Consider the following 23,141-nt stretch of genomic DNA (forward strand, 5'->3'; position numbering starts at 1 on the left):
GCTCGTCTTCTTGATCTTCATGCTCATGACGGCGGCCGAGGTTTGGCCGCGCAGGATGTGCTCGGCGCCGTGGATCCACTGCGCGAGCATCTGCGTGTCGGGCTGCATACCGGGCTGGACGCGCGCGGGCGCAGCTGCCTGCGAGGACGAGGGTGGCTGGGCGGCGGAGGCCACGACGGGCGCGGCGCATGCGAGGCACACGGCCACAAGGCCGAGGGTTAGGATCGATGTCTGAGGCATGGGCATTCCGGTCATTGCGTAAGAACAGGGGCGTCCGCTGCCGGCGGCGGCGAACAGAACAGCGCGGGCGCGCGCCGGTAGCGGCGGCTCGGGCCGCTCGCCTGCAGCGGCGTGCCCACACGGGCGATGAACAGCAGCGGCTCTTCGCAGCCGAGCAACCGGCCGAGCGCCGCGCGCAGGTCCGGGTGCTGCAGCGCGACCGAGAGCGGATGCAGGCTGAGTCCGTGCTCGGTGGCGGCGAGCCACAGGCGAACGATGGCCTCACCCGCGAGCACGTCGCGGCTCGCGAGCCGGCTGTTCGGCGCCGCGCTCAGCACCACCACGGCCGGACTGCCGCGAATCAGACGTTCGAGATGCACGCCGATGCGCGCCGACGCGCCCACGGGACCGAACGCCGCGAGCAGCGCCGGATGCAGCAGCACGCGATGCAGCTGGCGGCGCCATGCGGGCATCGGGCCAAACAGGCTCTGGATGTTGATGCCGATGCCGTCCGGCACCGACTGTGCGTCGCTGAACACGAGGTGGCGATACGTCTCGCGCCACGCGGCCCGATGCACGAAGTCGCGCGCCGCGTGACGCCGGTAGAACTCGCACAGGCGCTCGTAGCGCTTGCCCGACTGCACCACGCGCCAGCGCAGGCCGTCCGCCGCGCCCCCGAGGCTGTGCGGCAGCAGGTTGCAGCGTGCGAGCGCGTAGAGATCGAACGTGCCGCCGTATTCCCCACGATCGGTGTGGCGGCGGCGCAGGGCTGCAGCGAGCCGCGCCAGCTGCGGGGATACCCGCCCGGACTGGAAGCCGCCGAGGTCGATGCGGACAAGCGGCGACAGGCTGCCGCCCGGCACATCGCGAGGCGCGGGCAACAGTGCCGCTTCCGCCTGCCAGCCAGCGAGGCGCAGCAGGTTCAGCAGGATCGCTGCAAAGCCGCCGGCGCTGATCGACATCTCCGTGTGCAGCGCGGGCAGCGCGTCCAGCGCACGGCGCCGGTCGATGCTGATCACCAGCCGGCGCGGCGCATCGGGCCCGCTCACAGGACGTCCTTCGGCATCCAGCAGGCTCACGTGCCACGGCTGGCAATTGTGCGACGACGGTGCCAGCGCGGCGAGCGCCAGCAGATCGGCAAGCGATGCCGGCGGGGGCGGCGTGCGCTTATCCGGCGTATGCGCCTGCGCGTCGCTCATTGTTTCTGCACCAGCTCGAAGCCATGCAGACGCGCGAGTGCGCCGATCTCGCGCACCTGCGCGGTCGTGATGGCCGCCTTGCTGAAGTCGCGCCGCACGCCCGCGAGCCCGAGCAGCAGCGTCTCGCCGGCACACGCATAGACCTTGCCCGGCGCGAGCCGCATGCCGGGCAGGCCGAAGTCCGGCGCCATCGGCAAGTTGACAATGCCGCCACGGATCACGCGCACGTTGTCATGCACGGCGAGCGACGCCGCGTCGACGTCGCCGGGCACCGCCACGTCGCAGACGAGCACCGGTCGGTCGGTGGCGAAGCACGCGGCATCGAGCACCGCGTGCGCGCTGTTCGATGCGCTCACGACGATGTCCGCGAGCCGGCACAGCTCCACGGCGTCACCCAGGCGGATCAGTCCTTCGTCCAGCAGCCATGCGGCGAGCGACTCGGCGTCGGGCGGCGACTCACCGCCCCATGCGCGCCGCACGCGGACCATCAGCTCGCCTTCGCCAGCCTGGTGGTCCGCGGTATCCACCACGCCCCAGGGGCTGCGCAGCGCTTCGCGCAATTCGGCGGCCACCGCCGTGGCGGCGGCGCGCAGCCGTCCAAGCGAGCCCGGGCGGCCAAGCAACAGCAAGCTGCCGCACTCGCGCGCGAGCAAGGCCGCGTGCGTCTGCCCAATGTTGCCGGCCGCGCCGACCACGGCCACGTGCGCGGATGCGAGCCGGATGTTCGACGCGCGCGCGGCGTCGCGCAGCGCGGACATGCTCGTGGCCACGGTCAGCGCGTTGCCCGTGGTCACCGCCGGGTGGTCGTGGTCGAAGTCCGTGCAGTTGGCCGTGACGATCGACGTATAGCCACCGAATCCCACGAGGCTGCAACCGTCCTCGCGCGCCTGCCGGTACGCGTGATGGACCTGCGCGCGGATCTGCCCGGACTTGTTGAAGCGCATGTCCTGCTCGATGGCCTCGGCGTCCATCAGGATCGCGTAGAGCAGCAGTTCCACCTCGTGCCCGAGCGCCGAGCGCACGCGGCGGCGGGCCACGCGCTGCGGCTCAAGCGCGCGCTGCATGTGTCCGCGCAGCTCGCCGAGCTGGTCGTCGGAGAGCGCCGCCACGGCGGGGTCCCACGCGCGCATGCTTTCCGTATCGACCAGGTGCGCGATGAAGCCGACACGCTCGCAGGCGTTCGTGGCGGCAGCGGCACCGGCTTGCGACGCGGCTGCGTCGGCCCATGCGGCCGCTGCGCGGGCGTCGGCGTCGGCGTCGGCCTCACCGGGCCCCGACAAGTGGCGCAGCAACGTGGCGGCATCGCCTGCGTCGAGCACCGCGCACAGCTGGTCGAGCGCCTCGCAAACGCGCCCGACCTCGGCGCTGCCGAGATACGCGGACGGCTGCAGCCTCAGCACACGACGGCGCCCGAGCGACGGCAGCACGCGCACGCGATGGCGATGCAGCAGGTAGCCCGCGGCGAGCATGCCGAGCATCTGCTGCTGCGCGAGGCTCGAGAGCACGGCCGACGGGTGATCGGCATAGTCCTGCAGTTCGATCCCCAGCATGCAGCCGCGGCCGCGCACGTCGGCGATCACGCGCGGCCAGCGCTTTTGCAGCGCGCGCAGCTCGCCGAGCAGCGTCTGGCCGAGCTGCGCGCTGCGGCCGGCCAGGTCGTCGCGCTCGATGATTTCCAGGCTGCGCTTTGCGATCATCGAAGACATGTCGTCCTCGGCGAAGGTCGAGCTGTGCAGCATGCTGAATTCGGCGTAGTAGAGATCCTTGCGCACGGCGAGCGCCGAGATCTTGGCCAGTCCGCCGCCGAGCGACTTGGCAAACGTCAGGTAGTCGGCCGGCAGCTCGCAAGCGAGACTCTCCACCGCGTGCCCGGTCCGGCCGAGCCCGCACTGGATCTCGTCTGCGATCAGCGCCACCTGCGGATGACGCGCGCGCAACTCGCGTAGCAGCGTCTTGTCGGCGGCCCCGAGTTCGAGCACGCCGCCCTCCCCGCGCAACGGTTCGTAAATCACGGCTGCGAGCGTCGGCATCGTGCAGCGGACGAGCCGCAACGGCGCAAACTCGAAGCGGAAGTACGCGAGGCTGCGGCGCTCCACCTCCTCCAGAAAGTCCTGCGGCGACTCGATGAAGACCGCCGCGCCGTGATTGCGGATAAACGGCAGGCGCGCGTCGCGGTTCCAGGTATGCGCGAGCGAGCCCATGGTCTTGCCGTGAAACGCGCGCGGAAAGGCCGCGATCACGGGCTGCGCGTTGAACGCCTGCCGGTTGGCGGCCGCCACGGCGGCCAGCAGATCGTCGAGTCCTTCCAGCGGCTCCTGGCCCAGCAGGCGCTCGCAATCATGCAGGAACGCCGCCTCGATGCGCACCTCGCCGCGCTCGAGCCGCGTCAGCAGCTCGCGCACGTTGGCGTTGCACGCATCGGCGAGCGCGCCCACGCGCTGCCCGAACGCGTAGCGCGCGTGCTTGAGCGCGGCCTCCACGGCCTCGGTGCCCGTGCTATAGAGCGCGACGCTGAAGTCCGTGCCGGTATGCCGGTGCAGGTAGTCGGCCAGCGCTTCCTTGAGGTCGAGCGAGCGCTGTCGGCACGAGCCCTGCGCGAGGAACGGCCGCCGGTGTGCGATGCAGTCCTGCTGCACCGCCGTGATCTCGGGGTGATAGTGGCCGAGCAGCGATGCGCCGAACCCGCCGACCATGTCGAGCACCGGCACTTCCTCATCGTCCTCGTCGCGCATGTAGAGGTAGTCGCCCTCGGCGCGCGTGTACTCCACGTACACGCCCGCGGCAGCGAGCAGGTCTTCCTTGCCGAGCCCGGCTTGTCCCACGCTGGCTTGCGTCTTCATGATGCTTGTCCTGCCGATGATTGGAGTACGCGGCCGAGCTGCCGCAGTAGTTGATCCTTGAGCACCTCGTTGCCGCCCGAGAACAGCGTCGATGGCAGCGCGTTGCGCAACTGCCGCTCGATGTCGCCCTCGATCACGCCGCTCGCGCCATGGATATGCAGGGCGTCCAGGCCATTCTTCACGCTTGCCTCAGACACCAGCAGCTTGGCGATAGCCGCCGTATCCTGCGCGGGCAGTTTCTCGTCCAGCTTCCATGCCGCGTGCAGGCACGCGAGACGCGCGCTTTCGAGCCGCACGTGCATGTCCGCGATCCGGTGCGCGAGCGCCTGGTGGGCAACGAGCGGTTGGCCGAACTGCACGCGCGTACGCGCGTGCTGCCACGTGCGGCGCAACTGCCGCCGCATCGCGCCGAGGTAGATCGCGAACAGGCAGCTGCGCTCCCATTCCATGCTGGCCTGGAAGATCGGGCCGCCCGAGCCTTCTGCGCCGATCCGCTGCGAGGCGGCCACCCACGTGCCGTCGAAGCGGATGTCGCCCATCGCCGTGGTGCGCAGGCCGACCTTCTCGTGCGGCTTCGCGCTGATCTGCACGCCGACGCTGCGGCTGTCGAGCACGAACGCGCTGTAGTCGAGAAAGCCGCCGCTATTGCCGGTGCGCGCGTGCACGACAATGAAGTCGCACACGGGCGCGTTGGTGATGTAGCGCTTCTCGCCGTGCAGCCGGTAGCCGTCGCCTTCGCGCGTGGCGGTGCATTGCATCGCGCTGATATCGGAGCCGGCCTGCGCCTCGGTGATCGCGTGCGCGCCGATCCGGCCTTCCTCCACGATGGCCGTCAGCCAGCGCTCGCGCAGCGCGGCGTCGCCGAACGCCGCCAGCGGATGCACGCATGCGCACAGGTGCGCGGCGAGCGCGAACAGCAGCCCCGTGTCCTCGCAATGCTCGGAGAGCGCTTCGAGCGCGTAGACGAGATCGAGCGCGCCGTAACCCGCGCCGCCCTGGGCGGGCGGTACTGTCAGCGCATGCACGCGCTGCGACGCCAGCATCTTCCAGCGCTCGGTGCAGAAGCGGCCCTCGCGGTCGCGCGCGGCGAGTCCGGAATCGTGCAGGTCGCGCCCGAGGGCGGCCATGCGCACGGCGATGTCCCGGTGTCGGGCACTGGTGGAAAAGTCCATGGATTCAGGTTCAGGTCCTGCTCTCTTCGAGCAATACGTGGTAATTGACGCCGCCCGTGCCGAATGCATTGACGGCGGCGCGGCGAGTCAGCGGGCCGGCTGGCCAGTCCGCGGCCTGCGCGAGCGGATCGAAGCCGTGTTCGTCCAGCCGCAGGCCGGCCTTGACCGGCGCGCCGAAATAGTTGGCGGGCATCGACCCGGCGCGCAGTGCGAGCACCGTCTTGATGACCCCCGCGATGCCCGCGGCCGCGAAGCAATGACCAAAGCGCGACTTCAGTGCCCCCAGGCGAAGCGGCCGCGTGCGCGGGCCGTAGACCTGCGCGAGCGAGCTGATCTCGACCTCGTCGCCGATCAGCGTGCCGGTGCCGTGGGTCTCGACGAAGTCCACGGCATCGGGGCCGAATTCGACCTGCTCGAATGCACGCCGCATCGACTTGACCTGCCCGTCCGCGTTTGGCGCCACCATCGACTTGCTCTGTGTGCACGACGCCGAGGCACGGATCAGCGCCAGTACGGGCAGCCCCCAACGCGCGGCGTCTTCGCCGGCACACAGCACGAGCACGCCTGCGCCGTCGCCGGGCGTGAAGCCCGTGGCAGCCTCGGTGAAACTCGCGATGAGGCCCGTGGCAAGCATCCGTTGCGACGCGCAGAGCACGAGATCGGCGGTGTTGACCGGGGTTTCCACGCCCGCCACCACGGCGATCCGGCAGCGTCCGCTGCGCAGGCTGTTCACGGCCAGGTCGAGCGCCGCGAGCGAGCCCGCGCACGCGGCCTCGACGGCAACGCAGCGCGCCGGGGCTTGCAGCATGCCGGCCAGCGCGCGGCTGATGCCACTGGCGCTCAAGGCATCCCATGCGGCAGTGGCGGGTTGCTCGTGGTGCGCCTGCTCGCGCAGTTTTGCCACGGCGGCGGCCTCGTCCATGCCGAATTCGCGCGCCAGCGCCGCGAGCGCGGCCTCGATGCGCGGCAATTCATGGCGCACCGCCACGCGGCGCAGCGGCGCCGGGGTAAGGTTCGAGGCGGTGACGACGAGCACCGGGCCCGCCTCGCCGGCCAGCCCTTGCGGCAGGCTGCCGATGGCCTCCCGGCCGGCCGCGCATGCGAGATCGAACGCCTGCGCGCGCGATGGTTCCGCAGGCTCGCAGTAGCTCGCCTGATCGATGTAGTAGCTGAGCGGCGCCTGGGGATCGGCGCTGTAGTAGGCCGCGTGGCCCGGGCGCGTGGCCGGGAGCGGACGGAAGCGGTGCGTGGGGGCGCGCAGTGCCTCCCAGTAGTCCGCCATGTCCCGGCCGTCGCCGAAGCGCGTGCCCATCGCGACGACCGCAACGGGGGCAACGGGTGCCGGCATGGCGTCGTCGTACGGACGCTTCTCCTCGTGCACCTCGTGCGCCGCGTTCGCCACGTTTGCCGCGCGCAGGTCAATCCGGTATGGGTTTCCGTCCGTTGCCGCACCCCGCACCGTCACGCTCAGTCCGTCCGGCGCGACCGGCGGCGTGCAGGATGGCCCGCCGCGCTGCTGGAACAGCGCGGCCTGCAGCAGCGCCGTCAGCGGCTGCATCGCATAGCCGTAGCCACACGCCTGATGCGCCGGCACGACCACGTCCGGCGCCGCCTCACCAGCAACGGGGTCCACACCGTCGAGCACCTGCACCCGTACCGGCGCTTGCGGCCCGCCACCGGCGTTGCCCTCGAGGCCGATCGCATCGATGCATGCGATGGCGCGCGCACCGGCAAGATCGGCATCCTGCAACACGAGCGCGCAGGCGCCTTCGCACAGCGCATCCGCGAGTGGCGCAGGCAGGCGCTCGCGCAGCAATGCCTCGAGCGACGGCGAGGCCAGGCTCTGGGCGCCGAGCAGCAGCACCGTCTGAGCGCGGCCGGTGGCGATCGCATCCCAGGCGGCGAGCAGTCCCTCGATGGCGCTGCGCTCTTGTGCTTCAAGCGCGAGCGCCCGGCCACGCAGCCGAAAGTGCGACGCCACGCGCGCCGGCATGGTGCTCGCCATCTCGCCAACCTTGTCGTGGCTGGTGGCACGGAACAGCGCGTCGAGCTTGCGCTTCCACGCCGCACGCGCCCGCTCGGCATCGGCACCGCCACCAGCATTGGCCCAGACCGGCTCTGCCCACGCGACCGCGGCAATGCGCGCGTAGTTCTCGTACTGCCGGTTCATACCGAGCGCGTGGCAGAAAATCACGTCTGTGCGCTCGCGATCGATCGCATCGGCATCGAGCCCGGCCTGCGCCAGCGCATCGCGCGACAGCGCCAGCAGATCGAGCTGCACGTCGTTGATGGAATGGCGGTAGATCGGCGGAATGCCGAAGGCGCCCGGATCGGCCGACGATGGCCCAAGCCGGCGCGACGACATGGGCCCCTGCGGCCCCCGCATGCACTGCCACAGCGCCTCGATACCGTCCGCATGCGGATAGCGGCAGGCCATGCCGGTAATCGCCAGTGCGGTGCACGCACGCGTGGCAGCGTTCATTGCCCGCCTTCCTGCGACACTCCCCGCTGCAGCGCGCGATAGTCGATCTTGCCGTTGGGCGTGCGCGGCAGCGCGTCGCGTTGCGCGATGTGGTTCGGAATCATGTAGGCCGGCAGCAGGTCCGCGCAGAAGCGCCGTAGCGCGAGCGGCGCGACGGCCTCGCCCGTGCCGCGCGGCACGTACCAGGCGAAGAGGCGCGCGGCCGCGCCCGGCTCGTCCGCATGGGCGAGCACTGCTACCTCATGCACGGACGGGTGACGTGCGAGCGCGGCTTCGATCTCGCCGAGCTCCACGCGATAACCGCTGAGCTTGAGCATGCGGTCCTTGCGGCCACGGTAGACGAGCACGCCATCGACGATCTCGCCGTGGTCGCCGGTCGCATGCATGCCCGCGCGGTGGTTGGCCGTATTGGGATCGGTGTCGCGCCGCCAGTAGCCGGGCGTTACGCACGCACCGCGTACCCAGATCTCGCCGATCTCGCCGGGGGCGGTCACCGGCTGCCCGTTGTCGTCGCGCAGCCAGACCTCGGTTGCGCGGATCGGCGTGCCGACCGGCAGCGGCGCGTCATTGTGGAGGTCGGCCTCCGTAACGCGGTGGTACAGGCAGACGTTCGTCTCGGTCGGCCCGTAGAAGTTGTAGAACGCGCAGTCGGCCGGCAACTGCGCCGCCATCGTGCGCAGCTGCGGCTTGGGCATGACCTCGCCCGCGAACACGACATTGCGTAGCGCGCACGGCGCGATGCCGCGCCACGCATCCGCCCGGTTGAGCAGCGCGAGCATCGACGGCACGCTGTACATCGTGGTGATACCGTGCCGCGCAATCAGCCCGGCCACCTGCGCTACCTGGCGCGTCTGCGCTTCGCTGGTCACGTAGAGCGCCGCGCCCGCCCGCAGGCTCGCGAAGAGATCGAACGTGCTGAGGTCGAAGTTGAAGCTCGCGAAATTCAGCAGGCGGTCGGCGGCCGTGAGGCCGAGCGTGTCCGCGCTCCAGCCAACGAAGTTCGCGAGGTTGCGGTGACTGAGTTGCACGCCCTTGGGCAGGCCCGTGGAGCCGGACGTGTACAGCATGGCCGCCACGTCGTCGTCCTCGCACGGGACGGCGACGGCCGCGGGGTGATCCGCCTCGTCGCGCAGGTCCGACAGGTCCGCGAGGTCCGCCCTGAGCTGCAGCACGAGACCGCGCGCGGCGCTCATGGCGTGCGGCGGGATCTCGAGCGGCGCATCGTCGACGACGAGCAGGCGCGAGAGCTGTGCCGTTACGGTATGGGAGAGCCAGCGCGCCGCGTGCGCACTGTCGGTGATCAGCACCGTGGCACCCGCATCGCCGACGATCGTGTCCGCGCGCTCCACGGGCTGCGCGCCGTCGAGCGGCACGTAGCGGTTGCCGGCAAAGAGCGCCGCGAGGATCGCCAGCGCGTAGCCGTTGCCCTTGTCCATCCAGATCGCCACGGGCTCGCCCGGCGCCGGCAGCAGGCCGCTCGCGGCCAGCCGCGCGACCCAGCGCGCGGCCTCGCCATAGCGCACGCCCGCGCCGCCGAGCAGAAACGGCGCGTCGGGGCGCTCGCCAGCGTGGCGCAGCAGCGCGTGATGCACGAAGCGGTCGGGATCGGGCGCGGTCATGGCCGTCGCGATGCGTGGTGCGGTCATTGCGGCGGTCATTGCGGGAGCAGGCCGTTCTCGTGCGCGGATTCCGTGAGGATCCCGATCGCCTCGTCGAGGTCCGCGCGCGTATGCGATTCGAGCACGCTGATGCGCAGGCGCGCGTCGCCGACCGCCACGCCCGGGAACACGACGGTCTGGCAGAACATGCCACGCCGGCGTACAGAGCGCCCCATCGCCATCGCGCGGCGCTCGTCGCCGATCACGATCGGCACGATCGCGCTCGCCGAGTGCTCGGTGTCGAAGCCGAGCGCGTCCAGCGACGCCTTGAGATAGCGGACGTTGTCCCACAGCCGTGTAAGCCGTTGCGGCTCGGCCTCGAGCACATCCAGCGCCGCGATCAAGCCCGCGGCGATGGCTGCGGGAATCGTCGCCGCGAAGACGTAGGCGTTGGCGTAGAAGCGCAGGTAGTCGATCACCTCCTTGTCGCCGACAACGAAGCCGCCCTGCCCCCCGAGCGCCTTGCTCATCGTGCCGACCTCGAGATCGACGGCGCCCTTCATGCCGAAATGCTCGGCCGTGCCCGATCCCGTGGCGCCGAGCACGCCGGTTGAGTGCGCGTCGTCGATCAGCAGCCGGGCGCCGTACTTGCGCGCAAGCGCCGCGATGCCGGGCAGGTCGACCACGTCGCCATGCATGCTGAAGACGCCATCGGCCACGATGAGCCGGCCGCCCGGGCGGTCGTCGCAGCGCCGCAACACGGCCTCAAGCGCCTCCATGTCGTTGTGCGCGTAGATCTTGCGCGCGGCGCCGGACAGCTTGCAGCCGTCCTGGATGCTCATATGGTTGTACGCGTCGGTGACCGCGACATCGTTGGCGCCGAGCAGCGCGGAGATCGTGCCAAGGTTGGCCGAGTAGCCGGACGGGAACACGATGCAGTCCTCGCGGCCCTTAAAGCGCGCGAGGCGCTGCTCGAGTTGCAGGTGCAAGTCCGTGGTGCCGCCGATCAACCGGCTGCCGGTGTTGGTGGCGCCATATTCGCGCACGGCTTGCGCCATCGCGTCCAGCACGCGCGGATCGTTGGCGAGACTCAGGTAGTTGTTGGAGGCGAACAGCAGGAACTCGCGCTCGCGGCCCGCCAGGCGGTCGAAGATGCGCGCGCGGTTCGTACAGAGGCCGCTCGACGCCATGCCGTACCAGAATTCGCCGGCCGTCTCGCGCTCGCGCAGGAAGCGTCCGAAGCGGCGTGTCTTGGCAAAGAGGTCGGACTCGCCCGAGGCGATGAAGTCGCGCATCGTGAGGCTCGCCGCCTCCGGTGCACGCCCGTTGCACGCCTGCGGCTGCGCGGCATCCACGTGCGCGCCGTTGGTTTCGCGCGGGGCAGGCGCCGCCGCGTCGAGCTCGAACGCGGCGAACCCGTGCAGCAGCGCACCGAGCGTGTCGAACTGGTCCGCGCTGACATGGCCAGCGCCGCGGAACACTTTCTTCAGGTCGGCGACGATCTCGGCCAGCATGATCGAGTCGATGCCAAGTTCCTCCTGCAGCAGCGCATCGGGATCGAGATCGGACTCGGCATACTGCGAGTGCGTGCGCACCACATCGCGCACCACGGCGGCTTTGCGGTCGCTATCAAGCAATTCGGCGTTATTCATGGGGCCTTTCGCGGATCGGTGGTGACGTCAATCGACGATGACGGGGGCCGGCATGGCCGTCTCGACGACGGGGCGGATGACGGCGTGTCCGGGATTCGTGCGCATTGCTTCGCGGGTCAGGCTGTCGCGCATCTTCAGGTAGTAGGCGTTGACCTTGTCGAGCGGAATCAGCTTGTTGGCCTGCAGGTGCGAGATGCGGGGTTCCTGGCCGCGGATCGCCTTCATGTCCTTGGCCTGCTGGATGTATCGCTCCATGCGGCACATGAGCCAGGGCCGCACGCGGCGCCACCCGGGAATCGGCAGCGGCTTGATCATCGGCAGCAGCAGGTCGCGCTTGGGTTCCTGGTAGCAGACGCAGACCCAGCAGTTGTCGTCGTCCACGGGCGTGGCGATCAGGTACACGTCGAACACGTCGTTACGGATCTGCACCATGTTCGGCATCTGCACGTCCACGCCGATGCGCCAGCCGCGCTTCCACGGCAGCATCGCGTGCAGCGTCTCCTCCGCCGTGCGTTCGTCGTCCGCGCGCAGCACGAAGTTGCTGCTGATCAGCGTGCCGTTGACCTCGCAGCGGAAGTCGTCGATGCGGCCCCCCTTCGGGTCCCAGATGTTGAGGGCGGAGCCCTTGTGCACGAACGGCACGTGATAGACCTCGCACACGCTCTCCACGTAGCGCGTGTAGTGCACGGGCGCCTCCCAGCCGTAGCGAGACGTAAAACCCTTGTACTGGCTGAAGTTCTCGAACATCGGCACCTCGGGCAACGCCTGCGGGTCTTCGGCGGTGCCCGTCCAGAACCAGATCAGCCCGTGCTGCTCGCGCAGCGTATAGGCGCGCACGCACATCGCCTTGGGCACCGTGCCGTTGCGGCCCAGCACCGGCATGTGCACGCACTTACCCTGCTGATTGAACTGGAAGCCGTGGTAGGGGCAGGCGATGAGATCGCCGTGCTGCTTGCCATGGGAGAGCGGAATGCCCTTGTGCGGGCAGCGGTCGTCCAGGCAGACCGCCTTGCCGCTGGTGTCGCGATAGACCACCAGACGCTTCGAGAAGCGGGTGATGCCGACGGGCTTCTTGCGCACGTCCTCGCTGCGCAGGATGGCGTACCACTGGTTTGGGATCATTGGATGACCTCGACAGGTTGAAGGCCGGCCTGCAGGCGCCCGACCAGGTGCGCGAGCATCGAGACGTTCGCGAAGTTGTCCGGATGGACCTCCGTGACCGGGATGGCGATATCGAACCGGCGGTGAACGAAGTCGACCACGTCGAACAGCGCGGCCGAGTCCAGGATGTTGAGTTCCAGCAGCGGCGTGTCGGCAGCGATGCGTGTGCCGTCGCCGAGAAAGCTGTCGCTGATGAACGCGATCAGCGCCGCGCACACGTTGTCAGGCGATGCCATGGCAGACTCCCTGCGAGGTTTGCGAGTTTTGCGAGGTTTGCTTCAGGTGCCAGAGCCGGTGAACCTCGCGTGCGAGCAGCTCTGGCGTGTTGTGGAGGTAGAGCGAATCGGGAGCCACGCCGATGCCGTGCGTCTGGTCGAGTTCAGAGAGGATCTCGAGCGAGGCGACCGAATCGAGCGCCAGCGCCGCAAAGCTGTCGTCGGGCCGGATCTGCGCGGGGTCTGAGCGCGTGATGCGGCCGATCCGGGAGACGAGCCAGGCGCGCACATCGGCAACGGTCCAGGCTCCTGCGCCAAGCACGGCGGCGGCCTCCGGCGCGGGCGCCGCGTTCACGTCGCGCCGGTCGTCGCAGCGGTGCCAGACGGGCAGGTCGCCGGCCAGGAAATCGCGGCGAATCGCCATGCGCTGGAGCTTGCCCGAGGACGTGACACGGATCGTCTTGCGCGGCACGAACAGGATGACCTCGGCCTTGATGCCGAAACGATCGATGAGGCTGGCGTTGATACGGCGCGCCACGTCGTTGTGGTTGGCAAGCGTGCGCGGGCATTCGGCCGCGATGGCGGCCACCTCGGCGCCATCCACCGTCAGCGGAAACGCGGCGAAGCGGCAGTTGACGAGTTCCGGCGCTGCGAGCGCCGCGGTCTGCTCGATGTCCTGCGGGTAGTAGTTGGCGCCGCGGATGATCAGCAGTTCCTTCACGCGGCCGGTCACGTAGAGTTCGCCGCCGTCGACGAAGCCGAGGTCGCCCGTGCGCAGGTAGCGGCGGTCGCTGCCGGCGAGCGTCCGGTGGAACGTCTGCTGCGTGCTGTCGGGGTCGCCGAGGTAGCCCTGCGCGACGCTCGGGCCGCTGATCCAGATCTCGCCGATCTCGCGCGGCATGCGCTCGCGGCCCGCTTCGGGTTCGACGATGCGCAGGTCGAGACTCGGATGCACCCTGCCGCAGCTGACGACCGATTGCGTGCCGGTCGCCTCGGCATCCTGCTCGCGCACGAGACCGCGGGCCAGCGCGCGCGCATCGACGTGCATCGCGCGCGGCGCCTCGGCATGCGGTTTGCCCGAGACCATCAGCGTGGTTTCCGCCATGCCGTAGCACGGATAGATGGCCTCGGGCCGGAAGCCCGCGGCCGCGAAGCGGGTGGAGAACTCGGTCATCGTGCGGTGGCTGATCGGCTCCGCGCCGCAGAACGCGATGTTCCAGCTCGACAGGTCGAGCTTCGCCAGGTCGCGCTCGCGCACATAGTTCACGCACAGCTGGAACGCGAAGTTCGGCCCGCCGCTGCTCGTGCCGCGGAAGCGGCTGATGGCGTCGAGCCAGCGGAACGGATTGCGCACGAGCAGGCTGGTGGGCATCAGGAGCGCGGGAAAGCCGACGTGGGTGGGCTGCAGCACGCCGCCGACGAGCCCCATGTCGTGATAGGGCGGCAGCCAGATCACCGAGCGGCTCTCGCCCCGGCGGTGGTTGAAGCACTCCGCGATCAGCGTCGAGTTCTCGACGAGATTGCGGTGGCTGACCATCACGCCCTTGGGCCGGCCGGTAGAGCCGGACGTGTACTGCAGCATCGCGATATCGGACGCATTGGGCGTGCACGTATCGAGGCTCGCGTCGGGCGCCGTGTCGAGATCGGAGAGCGCGCACCAACGCACATGCGCGAGCGCGCTGTCTTGCCGCAGCGGGGCGAGCGCGGTGTCGAGGCACTCGCGGTCGGCCAGCACCGTGCAATCGCGCAGGTCCTGCAGGATGAGGCGGATGCGGTCGGCCTGGAGCGTGTTGGCGGGCGGGAAGGTCGGCACCGCGATTGCGCCAGCCGCGAGACAGCCGTAGAACGCGGCCGCGAACGCCTTGCCCTGCGGCACCGCGATCACGATCTTCTGCTGCGCGTTGGCGTGCGGCGCCAGTGCGCGGAACGCCTGCGCGTAGCGGGCCACGCAGCGTGCGAGTTCACCGTGGGTGACAAGCTCCTCGTCGCCGTCCTCGGCGTGCAGGAAGTGATAGGCCAGCGCGTCCGGCTGTTCGTCGGCGTTGCGCCGGATGGCATCGACGAAGGTCCAGTGCTCCGGATACCGGATGTCGGCGCCGGCGGTCAGAAGTTCGGTCGGTATGCGGTCCATGGGCGGGAGGCGAAAGCGCAAGAGGTCGTAGGGATCGCTGCGGCGTGTGCCGTGCAAGCGGGTGTCAGGCCGGTTCGAGGTGCTCGGACAGCGCTTCGTGTGCGGTCCACGCGGCCGGCAGCGCGTGAGCATCGATCTGGCAGGCGATCAGGCAGTCGCTGCCCGAGACCACCGGCACGCCAACGCGCCGTGCGCTGAAGCCGGCTTTGCGCAGCAGGCGTTCGACGCCGAGCGGCGAGACCGTGATCACATGCGCGGCACCGCGCCCGGCTGCGGCGGCGAGCGACTCGGCGAGGAGGCGCACGGCCAGGGGCGAGGAAAGGTGGCCGAACGCATTGCCGGCCTGCGCGACGTCCGGCGGCGTGGCCGCGAAGCGGGAGAGTTCCCACACGTGCGCCGATGCCGGCGGTGCTTCGCCATCGAGCAACTGCGGAAAGACCTCGCTGAGCAGGTAGGGGCGTGTCGTGGGCAACAGGCGGGCAATGCCAGCCATCTCGCCGCGCACCTGCACCGCCACGTAGAGGGTATCGGGCTGGTCGAACTGATCCAGTTCCATGCCGTCGGTACCGCCGGGCAGATGCCAGCCAAGCTGCTCGACAAAGACCTTGTGCCGGTAGCGGCCGATACGCTGCATCAGCTCCGGCCCAAGTTCCCGCGCGGTTCCCGAAACGATGTCCAAGTCATTCCCCTCTCGATGAAAGCAGGGCTAGATTGAACAATGCGCACTGGGGGTCTGGTAACTACCAGAAGTGGTGGACCTGTGGCCCCGGGGGCCGCCAGGCGTGGCCGCTGCGGCGTTGGCGCACGCGCGAGGCCGTGGGCAGGAACGCCGCGCCCCCCCTGCAAGAGTGGTAATGCGCAGGCGCGAGAGCGGTTAGCTCGCAGGGCGCGTGCGATGTTCCGCCGCGCTGGCTGATGTGGGGAGGATGGCGGCATCGCGGCGTCTGGCCGCGCGGGTGATGCCTCGCGCCGCGAGCGCGACCGATCGATCAGCAAGCAGATCGCGAAGTACAGCACCACCACCGTCGCGAACACCTCGGCCGCGTAGCCGATGTGGCGTCCGTTCACTTGCGTGGCGACGGTCGACAGTTCGACCACGCCGACGATATAGGCGAGCGAGGTACCCTTGGCGAGCGACACCCAGATGTTCGCCAGCGATGGCAGGTGCAGTTCGCGGCCCAGCGCGACAGCATCCGCAAAGCGAGGAGAGGTTCGGCGGGTAAATTACGCGGGGTGACTGCGGTATAGGCCCGAAGCCATGCCGAACCCCAGAAATGAACAAGGGGCTACGGTTTCCCGTAACCCCTTGTCTTTATTGGTGCCGGCTGCAGGACTCGAACCCGCCACCTGATGATTACAAATCAACTGCTCTACCAGATGAGCTAAGCCGGCAAAGAAACGCGATTCTAACCTAACACGCGTTACTTGACGACCTTCAATGCGGGCTTGCCACCAATTCGTGGCACATTCGGCGGCGTCGGCTCGTCGTCTGGGCCGCCTTCTGCTTCTGCTGCAACGGGCGTCGGTGTCGATTCAGCATCCACCGCTGCCAGCTTGGGTGGCGGGTTGTTCTCGCGCTCCGTGGCGGCCTGCGTGGTCGGCGCGCTGCGCTCGACCGGGAACGCCATGCCCTGCCCGTTCTCGCGCGCATACACCGCGAGCACGTTTTCCACAGGCACCTCGATCTTGCGCGACACGCCCGAGAAGCGCGCGTGGAACGAAATCCACTCGTTGCCCATGTCGAGCTGGCTGGTCGCGTCAAAGCTCACGTTCAGCACGATCTCGTCGTTCTTGACGAATTCGCGCGGCACATTGGTGCTGTTGTCGACAAAGACAGCGATGTACGGCGTGAAGCCGTTGTCCGTGCACCATTCGTAAATGGCCCGGATCAGATAGGGCTTGGTGGAGGTTTCCGACATGATGAAATCAGTAACCGCGGGTGCGGCCGCTCACGGATTCAACGCGCGCGGCCGACGACCCGACGGCAATCAGCGGCGCATGACCTTTTCCGACGGCGTCAGCGCTTCAATATACGCCGGACGGCTGAAGATACGCTCGGCGTATTTCATCAGCGGGGCAGCGTTCTTCGAGACCTCAATGCCGTAGTGGTCCAGGCGCCACAGCAGCGGCGCAATCGCCACGTCGAGCATCGAAAACTCTTCACCCAGCATGTACTTGTTCTTCAGGAAGATCGGGGCGAGCTGCGTGAGGCGGTCACGAATGGCAGCGCGTGCCTTCTCGTGATTCTTCTCGGCGGCCTTGCCCTTCTCGTTCTCCAGCACGGACACGTGCGTGAAGAGTTCCTTTTCGAAGTTGAACAGGAACAGGCGCGCACGGGCACGCTGTACCGGGTCAGCCGGCATCAGTTGCGGGTGCGGGAAGCGCTCGTCGATGTACTCGTTGATGATGTTCGACTCGTACAGGATCAGATCGCGCTCAACCAGAATGGGCACCTGGCCGTACGGGTTCATCACCGCGATGTCTTCCGGCTTGTTGAAGAGATCGACGTCGCGGATCTCGAAATCCATGCCCTTTTCGAACAGGACGAGGCGGCAACGCTGCGAGAACGGGCAAGTCGTGCCCGAGTACAAGACCATCATGGTTGTAGTTCCTTGGCGCATGGGCCGCGGGCGGCCCGATGACGGTACAACCGCAGCAGCAAATGGCGCCGCCACGGCAAAAAAGCGAAAAGGCAAAGGGCTAGGACCAGTTCTTCACCGGCCTAGCCCTTGCCCGGAAAACAGCGATTTTACTTGATGTCCTTCCAATAGGCCGCATTCAGGCGCCAGGCGAGCACGAAGAACACGCCAATGAACAACAGCACCCACACGCCCAGGCGTTTGCGCAGGTTGCCGGCGGGCTCGGCCATCCAGTCCAGATAGCTGACCAGATCAGCCACGGCTTGGTCGTATTCGACCTTGTTCATCTTGCCTGGAACCGCCACGTCAAAGCCGACCAGCTTCTTCTCGGCTTCGCCGTGCTCAGATTTCACTTCGGCGTACTTCGGCACTTGCTGGCCTTGTAGCTCCCACAGCACGTGCGGCATGCCCACCTTGTCAAACACCAGGTTGTTCCAGCCTGTCGGACGCGTGTCGTCGCGGTAGAACGTACGCAGGTAGGTGTAGAGCCAATCGCTGCCGCGCGCACGGGCGATCACCGACAGGTCCGGCGGGACGGCGCCAAACCACTTCTTGGCGTCTTCGCGGTCCATGGCGATGTGCATCGTGTCGCCGACCTTGTCCGACGTGAAGAGCAGGTTCTGCTTGATCTGCTCTTCGGACAGGCCGATGTCACGCAGGCGGTTGTAGCGCATGGCGCTGGCGCCATGGCAGTTCAGACAGTAATTGACGAACAGCTTGGCGCCACGCTGCAACGCGGACGTGTCGCTGGATTGGTTGGGCGCCGAATCAAGCGGCACGCCGCCTTCATTGGCCATCACGGGCGCGGCAAACACGAGACCGGCCAAGGCGAAAATCGCAAGCAGCTTTTTCATTCTTGTGTCCTTCATGGGTCCTTGTGCGCGGGCTCTAATCAGTGCGGCGTGAACGTGACGCGCTCAGGCACCGGCTTGAACGTCCCGATCTGGCTCCAGATCGGCATCGCGAGGAAGAACGCGAAGTACAGAATGGTGCCGACTTGCGAAATGATCGAACCGATCGGGCTCGGCGGCTGGATACCCAGGTAGCCCAGCACGGCAAAGGCGATCACGAAGAGAATCAGCAGCACCTTGTGGAAGCCCGGGCGATAGCGGATCGACTTGACCGGCGATTGATCCAGCCACGGCAGGAAGAAGAAGATCACCACCGAGCCGCCCATCACCACCACACCCCAAAACTTGGCGTCGATGAAGGCAAAGCCCAGCGCCAGGATCACGGCCACGGCCACCGCAACGCCCTTCACCGTCATGCTCTTCGAGCGCACGAACAGCAGGCCCAGCATGATCGCGATGAAGCCCCACAGCCACGGCAGGAAGTCCGACGTGGTGGCACGCAGCATCGAGTAGAACGGCGTGAAGTACCACACCGGCGCGATGTGCGGCGGCGTCTTGAGCGAATCCGCCGGGATGAAGTTGTTGGCTTCCAGGAAGTAGCCGCCCATTTCCGGCGCGAAGAACACGATCGCGCTGAAAATGAACAGGAACACCGCCACGCCCACGATGTCGTGCACCGAGTAGTACGGGTGAAACGGAATCCCATCGAGCGGAATGCCGCGCGCATCCTTCTTGGCCTTGATCTCGACGCCGTCCGGGTTGTTCGAGCCCACTTCGTGCAGCGCGATGATGTGCGCCACCACCAGGCCCAGCAGCACCAGCGGCACGGCAATCACGTGGAACGAGAAGAAGCGGTTCAGCGTCGCGTCCGACACCACGTAGTCACCGCGGATCCACAGCGACAGGTCCGGGCCGATCAGCGGAATGGCGGAGAACAGGTTCACGATCACCTGCGCGCCCCAATACGACATCTGGCCCCACGGCAGCAGATAGCCCATGAAGGCTTCGGCCATCAGGCACAGGAAGATCAGGCAGCCGAAGATCCAGACCAGCTCGCGCGGCTTGCGGTACGAGCCGTACAGCATGCCCCGGAACATGTGCAGATACACGACGATGAAGAACGCCGACGCGCCGGTCGAGTGCATATAGCGCACCAGCCAGCCCCACGGCACCTCGCGCATGATGAACTCCACGCTCGCATAGGCGACGGGAATACCGGCGGCGTTGAGCGTGCCGTCCGGCTTGTAGTTCATCACCAGGAAGATGCCCGTGACGATCTGGATCACCAGCACCAGCAGCGCCAGTGAGCCAAAGAAATACCAGAAGTTGAAATTCTTCGGCGCGTAGTACTCCGACAGATGCGCCTTCCACAGCTCCGATGCCGGGAAGCGCGCGTCGATCCAGCCCAGCAGCCCGGTTGTCTCCACCTTCTTCTCGGCCATGATCAAGCCTCTCCTTTCTCGTCTTTACCGATCAGCAGCTTTGTGTCCGACAGGAACATGTACGGCGGAACGTCCAGGTTCTGCGGCGCGGGCTTGTTCTTGAATACGCGGCCGGCCAGGTCAAACGTGGAGCCGTGGCACGGGCAGACGAAGCCGGGGTCGCCGGCCAGCTGCACGTTGGCGCCTGCGGGAAACGGGCCAGATGGGGAGCAACCGAGGTGGGAGCAGATACCGACCACGACCAGCAGGTCTTTGTGTTCGGCGCGGGAGCGGGTTTCGTTCTTGCAGTAGTCCGGCGTCTTCATGGTGAAGGGCACGTCGGACTTGGGGTCGGCGACTTCGGGGTCGGTCTTCTTGAGCGATTCCAGCATCTCGGGCGTACGCTTGAGCAGCCAGACCGGCTTGCCGCGCCATTCCACCACCTTCATCTGGCCGGGGGCCAGGTCGCTCACGTCCGCCTCTACGGGCGCGCCCGCTGCACGGGCCTTTTCAGATGGTGCGAATGTGCAAACGAAAGGGGCCGCAACTGCAACCCCTCCCACACCACCAGCCACGGACGTCGCAATCAACAGATTGCGGCGACCCTTGTCCACGTTTTGCTGGTCACTCATTCAAGACCCCAGGGTGAGAAATCAAGAAACCAAGATAGATTCGCGTCAACCAAAAATTATACCCGAGCGTACCTAGCCGACGATAGCGGTCGCCGGCGGCGCTTCTTGCAGATATAGTAGACACGCCGATCACCCGCCAGCCCAGTCCTGACAAGGCTTCGGCATCTCTCTTGCAAGTCCGCTTTCAACAATTCAGGTCAACCGATCGCTAGCTTGATCGTTTGTCTCGAATCAAACAATCCGGAGAAAACCGATGGCACTGATAGAAGACTTCAAGAAGTTTGCGATGCGCGGCAACGTGATCGACCTGGCGGTGGGTGTGATCATCGGCGCGGCATTCGGCAAGATCGTCGATTCGCTGGTCAACGATTTGATCATGCCGCTGATCGGGCGCGTGATCGGCAAGCTCGATTTCTCGAATCTGTTTGTCGCGCTGGCCGACGCGCCGCCGGGGGTGCCGAACACGCTGGCAGACCTGAAGAAGGCGGGCGTGCCGGTCTTCGCCTACGGCAACTTCATTACCGTGGCGGTCAATTTCCTAATCCTGGCGTTTATCGTGTTTCTGATGGTGCGTGCCATCACGCGCGTGACCGAGTCCAACAAGGCGCCCGAAGCCGCCCCTGCAACGCCGGAAGACATTGTGCTGCTGCGTGAGATCCGCGACAGCCTGAAGACCAAGCAGTAAGCCGGCGTCAACTCACACCGGATTCGGAATGTCGATGAAGGTGTGACGCACTCCAAAGCGCTCAGCGAGATGGTTGCCGAGCGCCCGGACGCCACCACGCTCGGTGGCATGGTGACCGGCCCCGATGTAGGCGACGCCTGATTCGCGCGCCAGATGCGTGGTCTGCTCAGAGGCCTCACCGCTCAGGTAAACGTCCACGCCAGCGGCCACCGCCGCATCAAACCAGCCTTGCGCGCCGCCCGTGCACCAGCCCACCGTGCGCACCGGGCGATCCGACTCCCCGATCACCAGCGGCACCCGATCCAGCCGAGCCGTCACGGTTTCTGCAAATGCGCCCAACGTGGTGGCCTCGGGCAGCACGCCAATCCAGCCCAGATCGTCATCACCAAACCGGCCCAGCGGCTCGATGCCCAGCAAGGCGCCCAGCTGCGCGTTGTTGCCCAGCTCCGGGTGGGCGTCCAGCGGCAAGTGATACGCAAAGAGATTCACATCGTGCGCGAGGAGCTGCTTCAGGCGCGCATGCTTCTGGCCCACAACGCGGCCGTCCTCGCCCTTCCAGAAGTAGCCGTGATGCACAAGAATGGCGTCGGCATGCACGTCGATGGCCGCCTCGATCAACGCGAGACTGGCGGTGACACCGGTCACGATATGGGCGACGGTTGCACGCCCCTGCACCTGCAGACCGTTGGGGCAGTAGTCCCGAAAACGGGCCGCCTGCAACAGGTCGTTCAAGTACAATTCAAGTTCTTTTCGATCCATTTCGACTCAATTTCGCCCTATGTTGCGCCGCTTTTGGCTGTTTTTCGCGCAAGCCGTCACGGTCGTGCTGGCCGTCTGGTTTGTGATCGCCACCCTCAAGCCCGAGTGGCTGCAACGCGGCAAGCTGGCAGTGCAGTCCGGCTCGCCCATCGTCGCGCTCAAGGAGGTCGCGCCGATCGGCCATGGCGGCACTTCCAGCAACTCCTACGCGGAAGCCGCCAAGGTGGCGATGCCAGCGGTGGTCAACATCTTCAGCAGCAAGAATGCGCCGAAACGCGGCAGCAACCCACAAGCCAGCGCAGATCCGTGGTTCCGCTTCTTTTTCGGCGATCGTGCGCCTGAACAGCGCCAGGAACCCACGGCCAGCCTCGGCTCCGGCGTGATCGTCAGCTCGGAAGGCTACATTCTAACGAACCACCATGTGGTCGACGGCGCGGACGAAATCGAAGTCGCCCTGACCGACGGCCGCAAGGCCAACGCCAAGGTGGTCGGCTCCGACCCTGAAACCGACCTGGCCGTCCTCAAGATCAACCTGCCGAACCTGCCGGCCATCACACTGGGCCGGCTTGAGAATGTGCGCGTCGGTGACGTCGTACTCGCCATCGGCAACCCGTTCGGCGTGGGCCAAACCGTGACGATGGGTATCGTCTCCGCGCTGGGCCGCAGCCACTTGGGCATCAACACCTTCGAGAACTTCATCCAGACAGATGCAGCCATCAACCCCGGCAATTCGGGCGGTGCGCTGGTCGACGCCGACGGCAACCTGCTGGGCATCAATACGGCCATCTATTCGCGCTCTGGCGGCTCGCTTGGCATCGGCTTTGCGATTCCGGTGTCGCTGGCCAAGCAGGTAATGGAGTCCATCATCTCGACCGGCAGCGTGGTGCGCGGCTGGATCGGCGTCGAACCGCAAGACGTAACGCCGGAGATTGCGGAGTCGTTCGGCCTGTCTCGCAAGGATGGCGCGCTGATTGCCGCAGTGGTCCAGGGCGGCCCAGCGGATCGCGCAGGCCTGCGCCCGGGCGACATCCTGACGAGCGTCAACGGCGAATCGATTCTCGACACGACGGCGCTGCTCAATAGCATCGCGCAGCTCAAGCCGGGTGCAGAAGCGAAGGTAGCGGTGTCGCGCAAAGGCAAGTCTGTCGAACTGACGATCCTTGTCGGCAAGCGCCCACCGCCGACGCGACGCAACGTACCGATGCCCTCTCCGGACGAGGAAGAACAGTAAGCGCACGATTCGGAACACACAGACGGCGGCCAGATGAGCCGCCGTTTTTTATTGGTGCGCACACGCAACCACGCCGGCGCCTTCGGGGACAATGCGACCGTCGGAGCCGCCATGGAACGCCGCCAAATGGACGCCAGCCACAGCGCACTCTGAGCGCAGGGCAACCTCCGCCCTCTGGCAAACGTATCTAACTCCGCTCGGCACACCTCGGAAGCCGCAAGCGGCGCTCGAGCGACATCATCCCTACCTCCGCA

General features: G+C 67.2%; 19 protein-coding genes and 1 tRNA gene. 2 read left to right on the forward strand and 18 right to left on the reverse strand.

Translation table 11 applies throughout. From position 1 onward, the window contains the following. From AB0305_RS09845 to petA, 17 genes are all read right to left on the reverse strand, one after another. Window positions 1-240: hypothetical protein (locus AB0305_RS09845; RefSeq protein WP_366172700.1), on the reverse strand; the 240-nt coding region annotated here is incomplete at its 3' end. Window positions 241-251: 11 nt separating this feature from the next. Next, complete coding sequence (locus AB0305_RS09850) at window positions 252-1,418, reverse strand: nitroreductase family protein (RefSeq protein ID WP_366172702.1); 1,167 nt, start codon at window positions 1,416-1,418, stop codon at window positions 252-254. Beyond that, window positions 1,415-4,258 carry an aminotransferase class III-fold pyridoxal phosphate-dependent enzyme gene (locus AB0305_RS09855; RefSeq protein ID WP_366172704.1) on the reverse strand — a complete coding sequence of 948 codons (2,844 nt, stop codon included), beginning with the start codon at window positions 4,256-4,258 and terminating at the stop codon, window positions 1,415-1,417. Before AB0305_RS09855 ends, AB0305_RS09850 begins: the two co-directional genes overlap by 4 nt. Then, window positions 4,255-5,430 carry an acyl-CoA dehydrogenase family protein gene (locus AB0305_RS09860; protein ID WP_366172706.1) on the reverse strand — a complete coding sequence of 392 codons (1,176 nt, stop codon included), beginning with the start codon at window positions 5,428-5,430 and terminating at the stop codon, window positions 4,255-4,257. The genes AB0305_RS09855 and AB0305_RS09860 overlap by 4 nt, the downstream gene beginning before the upstream one ends. A 10-nt stretch (window positions 5,431-5,440) precedes the next feature. Next, entirely contained in the window at window positions 5,441-7,912 is a 2,472-nt protein-coding gene (locus AB0305_RS09865; protein WP_366172708.1) for a polyketide synthase, read from the reverse strand. After that, window positions 7,909-9,570, reverse strand: coding sequence for an amino acid adenylation domain-containing protein (locus AB0305_RS09870; RefSeq protein WP_366172710.1), 1,662 nt, complete (start codon window positions 9,568-9,570; stop codon window positions 7,909-7,911). Before AB0305_RS09870 ends, AB0305_RS09865 begins: the two co-directional genes overlap by 4 nt. Next, window positions 9,567-11,162 (reverse strand): aminotransferase class I/II-fold pyridoxal phosphate-dependent enzyme, encoded by a 1,596-nt coding sequence (locus tag AB0305_RS09875; RefSeq protein WP_366172712.1) that lies wholly within the window; start codon window positions 11,160-11,162, stop codon window positions 9,567-9,569. The genes AB0305_RS09870 and AB0305_RS09875 overlap by 4 nt, the downstream gene beginning before the upstream one ends. A gap of 27 nt (window positions 11,163-11,189) precedes the next feature. Then, window positions 11,190-12,284, reverse strand: coding sequence for a Rieske 2Fe-2S domain-containing protein (locus AB0305_RS09880; protein ID WP_366172713.1), 1,095 nt, complete (start codon window positions 12,282-12,284; stop codon window positions 11,190-11,192). Further along, the gene (locus AB0305_RS09885) at window positions 12,281-12,559 is read right to left on the reverse strand and encodes an acyl carrier protein (protein WP_366172715.1); all 279 of its coding nucleotides are present in this window, start codon (window positions 12,557-12,559) and stop codon (window positions 12,281-12,283) included. Before AB0305_RS09885 ends, AB0305_RS09880 begins: the two co-directional genes overlap by 4 nt. After that, window positions 12,546-14,669: an AMP-binding protein gene (locus AB0305_RS09890; RefSeq protein ID WP_366172717.1), complete on the reverse strand. Its 2,124-nt coding sequence runs from the start codon at window positions 14,667-14,669 to the stop codon at window positions 12,546-12,548. The genes AB0305_RS09885 and AB0305_RS09890 overlap by 14 nt, the downstream gene beginning before the upstream one ends. 64 nt (window positions 14,670-14,733) lie before the next feature. Continuing rightward, on the reverse strand, window positions 14,734-15,348 hold the full coding sequence (locus AB0305_RS09895; protein ID WP_366172719.1) for an acyl-homoserine-lactone synthase: 615 nt from the start codon (window positions 15,346-15,348) through the stop codon (window positions 14,734-14,736). A 637-nt stretch (window positions 15,349-15,985) separates the two neighbouring features. After that, a tRNA-Thr gene (locus tag AB0305_RS09900) sits at window positions 15,986-16,061 on the reverse strand. A 29-nt stretch (window positions 16,062-16,090) separates the two neighbouring features. Beyond that, on the reverse strand, window positions 16,091-16,588 hold the full coding sequence (locus tag AB0305_RS09905; protein ID WP_366172721.1) for a ClpXP protease specificity-enhancing factor: 498 nt from the start codon (window positions 16,586-16,588) through the stop codon (window positions 16,091-16,093). Window positions 16,589-16,657: 69 nt separating this feature from the next. After that, window positions 16,658-17,269, reverse strand: coding sequence for a glutathione S-transferase N-terminal domain-containing protein (locus AB0305_RS09910; protein ID WP_004634649.1), 612 nt, complete (start codon window positions 17,267-17,269; stop codon window positions 16,658-16,660). A gap of 149 nt (window positions 17,270-17,418) precedes the next feature. Then, complete coding sequence (locus AB0305_RS09915) at window positions 17,419-18,162, reverse strand: cytochrome c1 (RefSeq protein ID WP_366172724.1); 744 nt, start codon at window positions 18,160-18,162, stop codon at window positions 17,419-17,421. A 38-nt stretch (window positions 18,163-18,200) separates the two neighbouring features. Further along, window positions 18,201-19,601 (reverse strand): cytochrome bc complex cytochrome b subunit, encoded by a 1,401-nt coding sequence (locus tag AB0305_RS09920; protein WP_366172726.1) that lies wholly within the window; start codon window positions 19,599-19,601, stop codon window positions 18,201-18,203. 2 nt (window positions 19,602-19,603) lie between these two features. Further along, entirely contained in the window at window positions 19,604-20,212 is a 609-nt protein-coding gene (gene petA / locus AB0305_RS09925; protein WP_366172728.1) for a ubiquinol-cytochrome c reductase iron-sulfur subunit, read from the reverse strand. A 253-nt stretch (window positions 20,213-20,465) separates the two neighbouring features. Between petA and mscL the strand changes: the two genes are divergently transcribed. Beyond that, window positions 20,466-20,897 (forward strand): large conductance mechanosensitive channel protein MscL, encoded by a 432-nt coding sequence (gene mscL, locus AB0305_RS09930; RefSeq protein ID WP_366172730.1) that lies wholly within the window; start codon window positions 20,466-20,468, stop codon window positions 20,895-20,897. A gap of 12 nt (window positions 20,898-20,909) precedes the next feature. Here the strand turns inward: mscL and AB0305_RS09935 are convergent, their stop codons facing one another. After that, a complete protein-coding gene (locus AB0305_RS09935) occupies window positions 20,910-21,656 on the reverse strand; it encodes a Nif3-like dinuclear metal center hexameric protein (RefSeq protein WP_366172732.1) in 747 nt (248 codons plus the stop codon). 19 nt (window positions 21,657-21,675) lie between these two features. Between AB0305_RS09935 and AB0305_RS09940 the strand changes: the two genes are divergently transcribed. Beyond that, window positions 21,676-22,887 carry a Do family serine endopeptidase gene (locus AB0305_RS09940; RefSeq protein WP_366172734.1) on the forward strand — a complete coding sequence of 404 codons (1,212 nt, stop codon included), beginning with the start codon at window positions 21,676-21,678 and terminating at the stop codon, window positions 22,885-22,887. The last annotated feature ends 254 nt before the right edge of the window (window positions 22,888-23,141 follow it).

Source organism: Arthrobacter sp. NPDC080086 (assembly GCF_040702285.1).

Bases quoted from the DNA above. Each gene is read 5' to 3' on its own strand.
- AB0305_RS09870 (WP_366172710.1), bottom strand. From the start codon at position 9,570: ATGACCGCCGCAATGACCGCACCACGCATCGCGACGGCCATGACCGCG.
- AB0305_RS09940 (WP_366172734.1), top strand. From the start codon at position 21,676: ATGTTGCGCCGCTTTTGGCTGTTTTTCGCGCAAGCCGTCACGGTCGTG.
- AB0305_RS09880 (WP_366172713.1), bottom strand. From the start codon at position 12,284: ATGATCCCAAACCAGTGGTACGCCATCCTGCGCAGCGAGGACGTGCGC.
- AB0305_RS09920 (WP_366172726.1), bottom strand. From the start codon at position 19,601: ATGGCCGAGAAGAAGGTGGAGACAACCGGGCTGCTGGGCTGGATCGAC.
- AB0305_RS09875 (WP_366172712.1), bottom strand. From the start codon at position 11,162: ATGAATAACGCCGAATTGCTTGATAGCGACCGCAAAGCCGCCGTGGTG.
- AB0305_RS09850 (WP_366172702.1), bottom strand. From the start codon at position 1,418: ATGAGCGACGCGCAGGCGCATACGCCGGATAAGCGCACGCCGCCCCCG.
- AB0305_RS09935 (WP_366172732.1), bottom strand. From the start codon at position 21,656: ATGGATCGAAAAGAACTTGAATTGTACTTGAACGACCTGTTGCAGGCG.
- AB0305_RS09890 (WP_366172717.1), bottom strand. From the start codon at position 14,669: ATGGACCGCATACCGACCGAACTTCTGACCGCCGGCGCCGACATCCGG.
- AB0305_RS09905 (WP_366172721.1), bottom strand. From the start codon at position 16,588: ATGTCGGAAACCTCCACCAAGCCCTATCTGATCCGGGCCATTTACGAA.
- AB0305_RS09910 (WP_004634649.1), bottom strand. From the start codon at position 17,269: ATGATGGTCTTGTACTCGGGCACGACTTGCCCGTTCTCGCAGCGTTGC.
- AB0305_RS09865 (WP_366172708.1), bottom strand. From the start codon at position 7,912: ATGAACGCTGCCACGCGTGCGTGCACCGCACTGGCGATTACCGGCATG.
- petA (WP_366172728.1), bottom strand. From the start codon at position 20,212: ATGAGTGACCAGCAAAACGTGGACAAGGGTCGCCGCAATCTGTTGATT.
- AB0305_RS09915 (WP_366172724.1), bottom strand. From the start codon at position 18,162: ATGAAAAAGCTGCTTGCGATTTTCGCCTTGGCCGGTCTCGTGTTTGCC.
- AB0305_RS09860 (WP_366172706.1), bottom strand. From the start codon at position 5,430: ATGGACTTTTCCACCAGTGCCCGACACCGGGACATCGCCGTGCGCATG.
- AB0305_RS09855 (WP_366172704.1), bottom strand. From the start codon at position 4,258: ATGAAGACGCAAGCCAGCGTGGGACAAGCCGGGCTCGGCAAGGAAGAC.
- mscL (WP_366172730.1), top strand. From the start codon at position 20,466: ATGGCACTGATAGAAGACTTCAAGAAGTTTGCGATGCGCGGCAACGTG.
- AB0305_RS09885 (WP_366172715.1), bottom strand. From the start codon at position 12,559: ATGGCATCGCCTGACAACGTGTGCGCGGCGCTGATCGCGTTCATCAGC.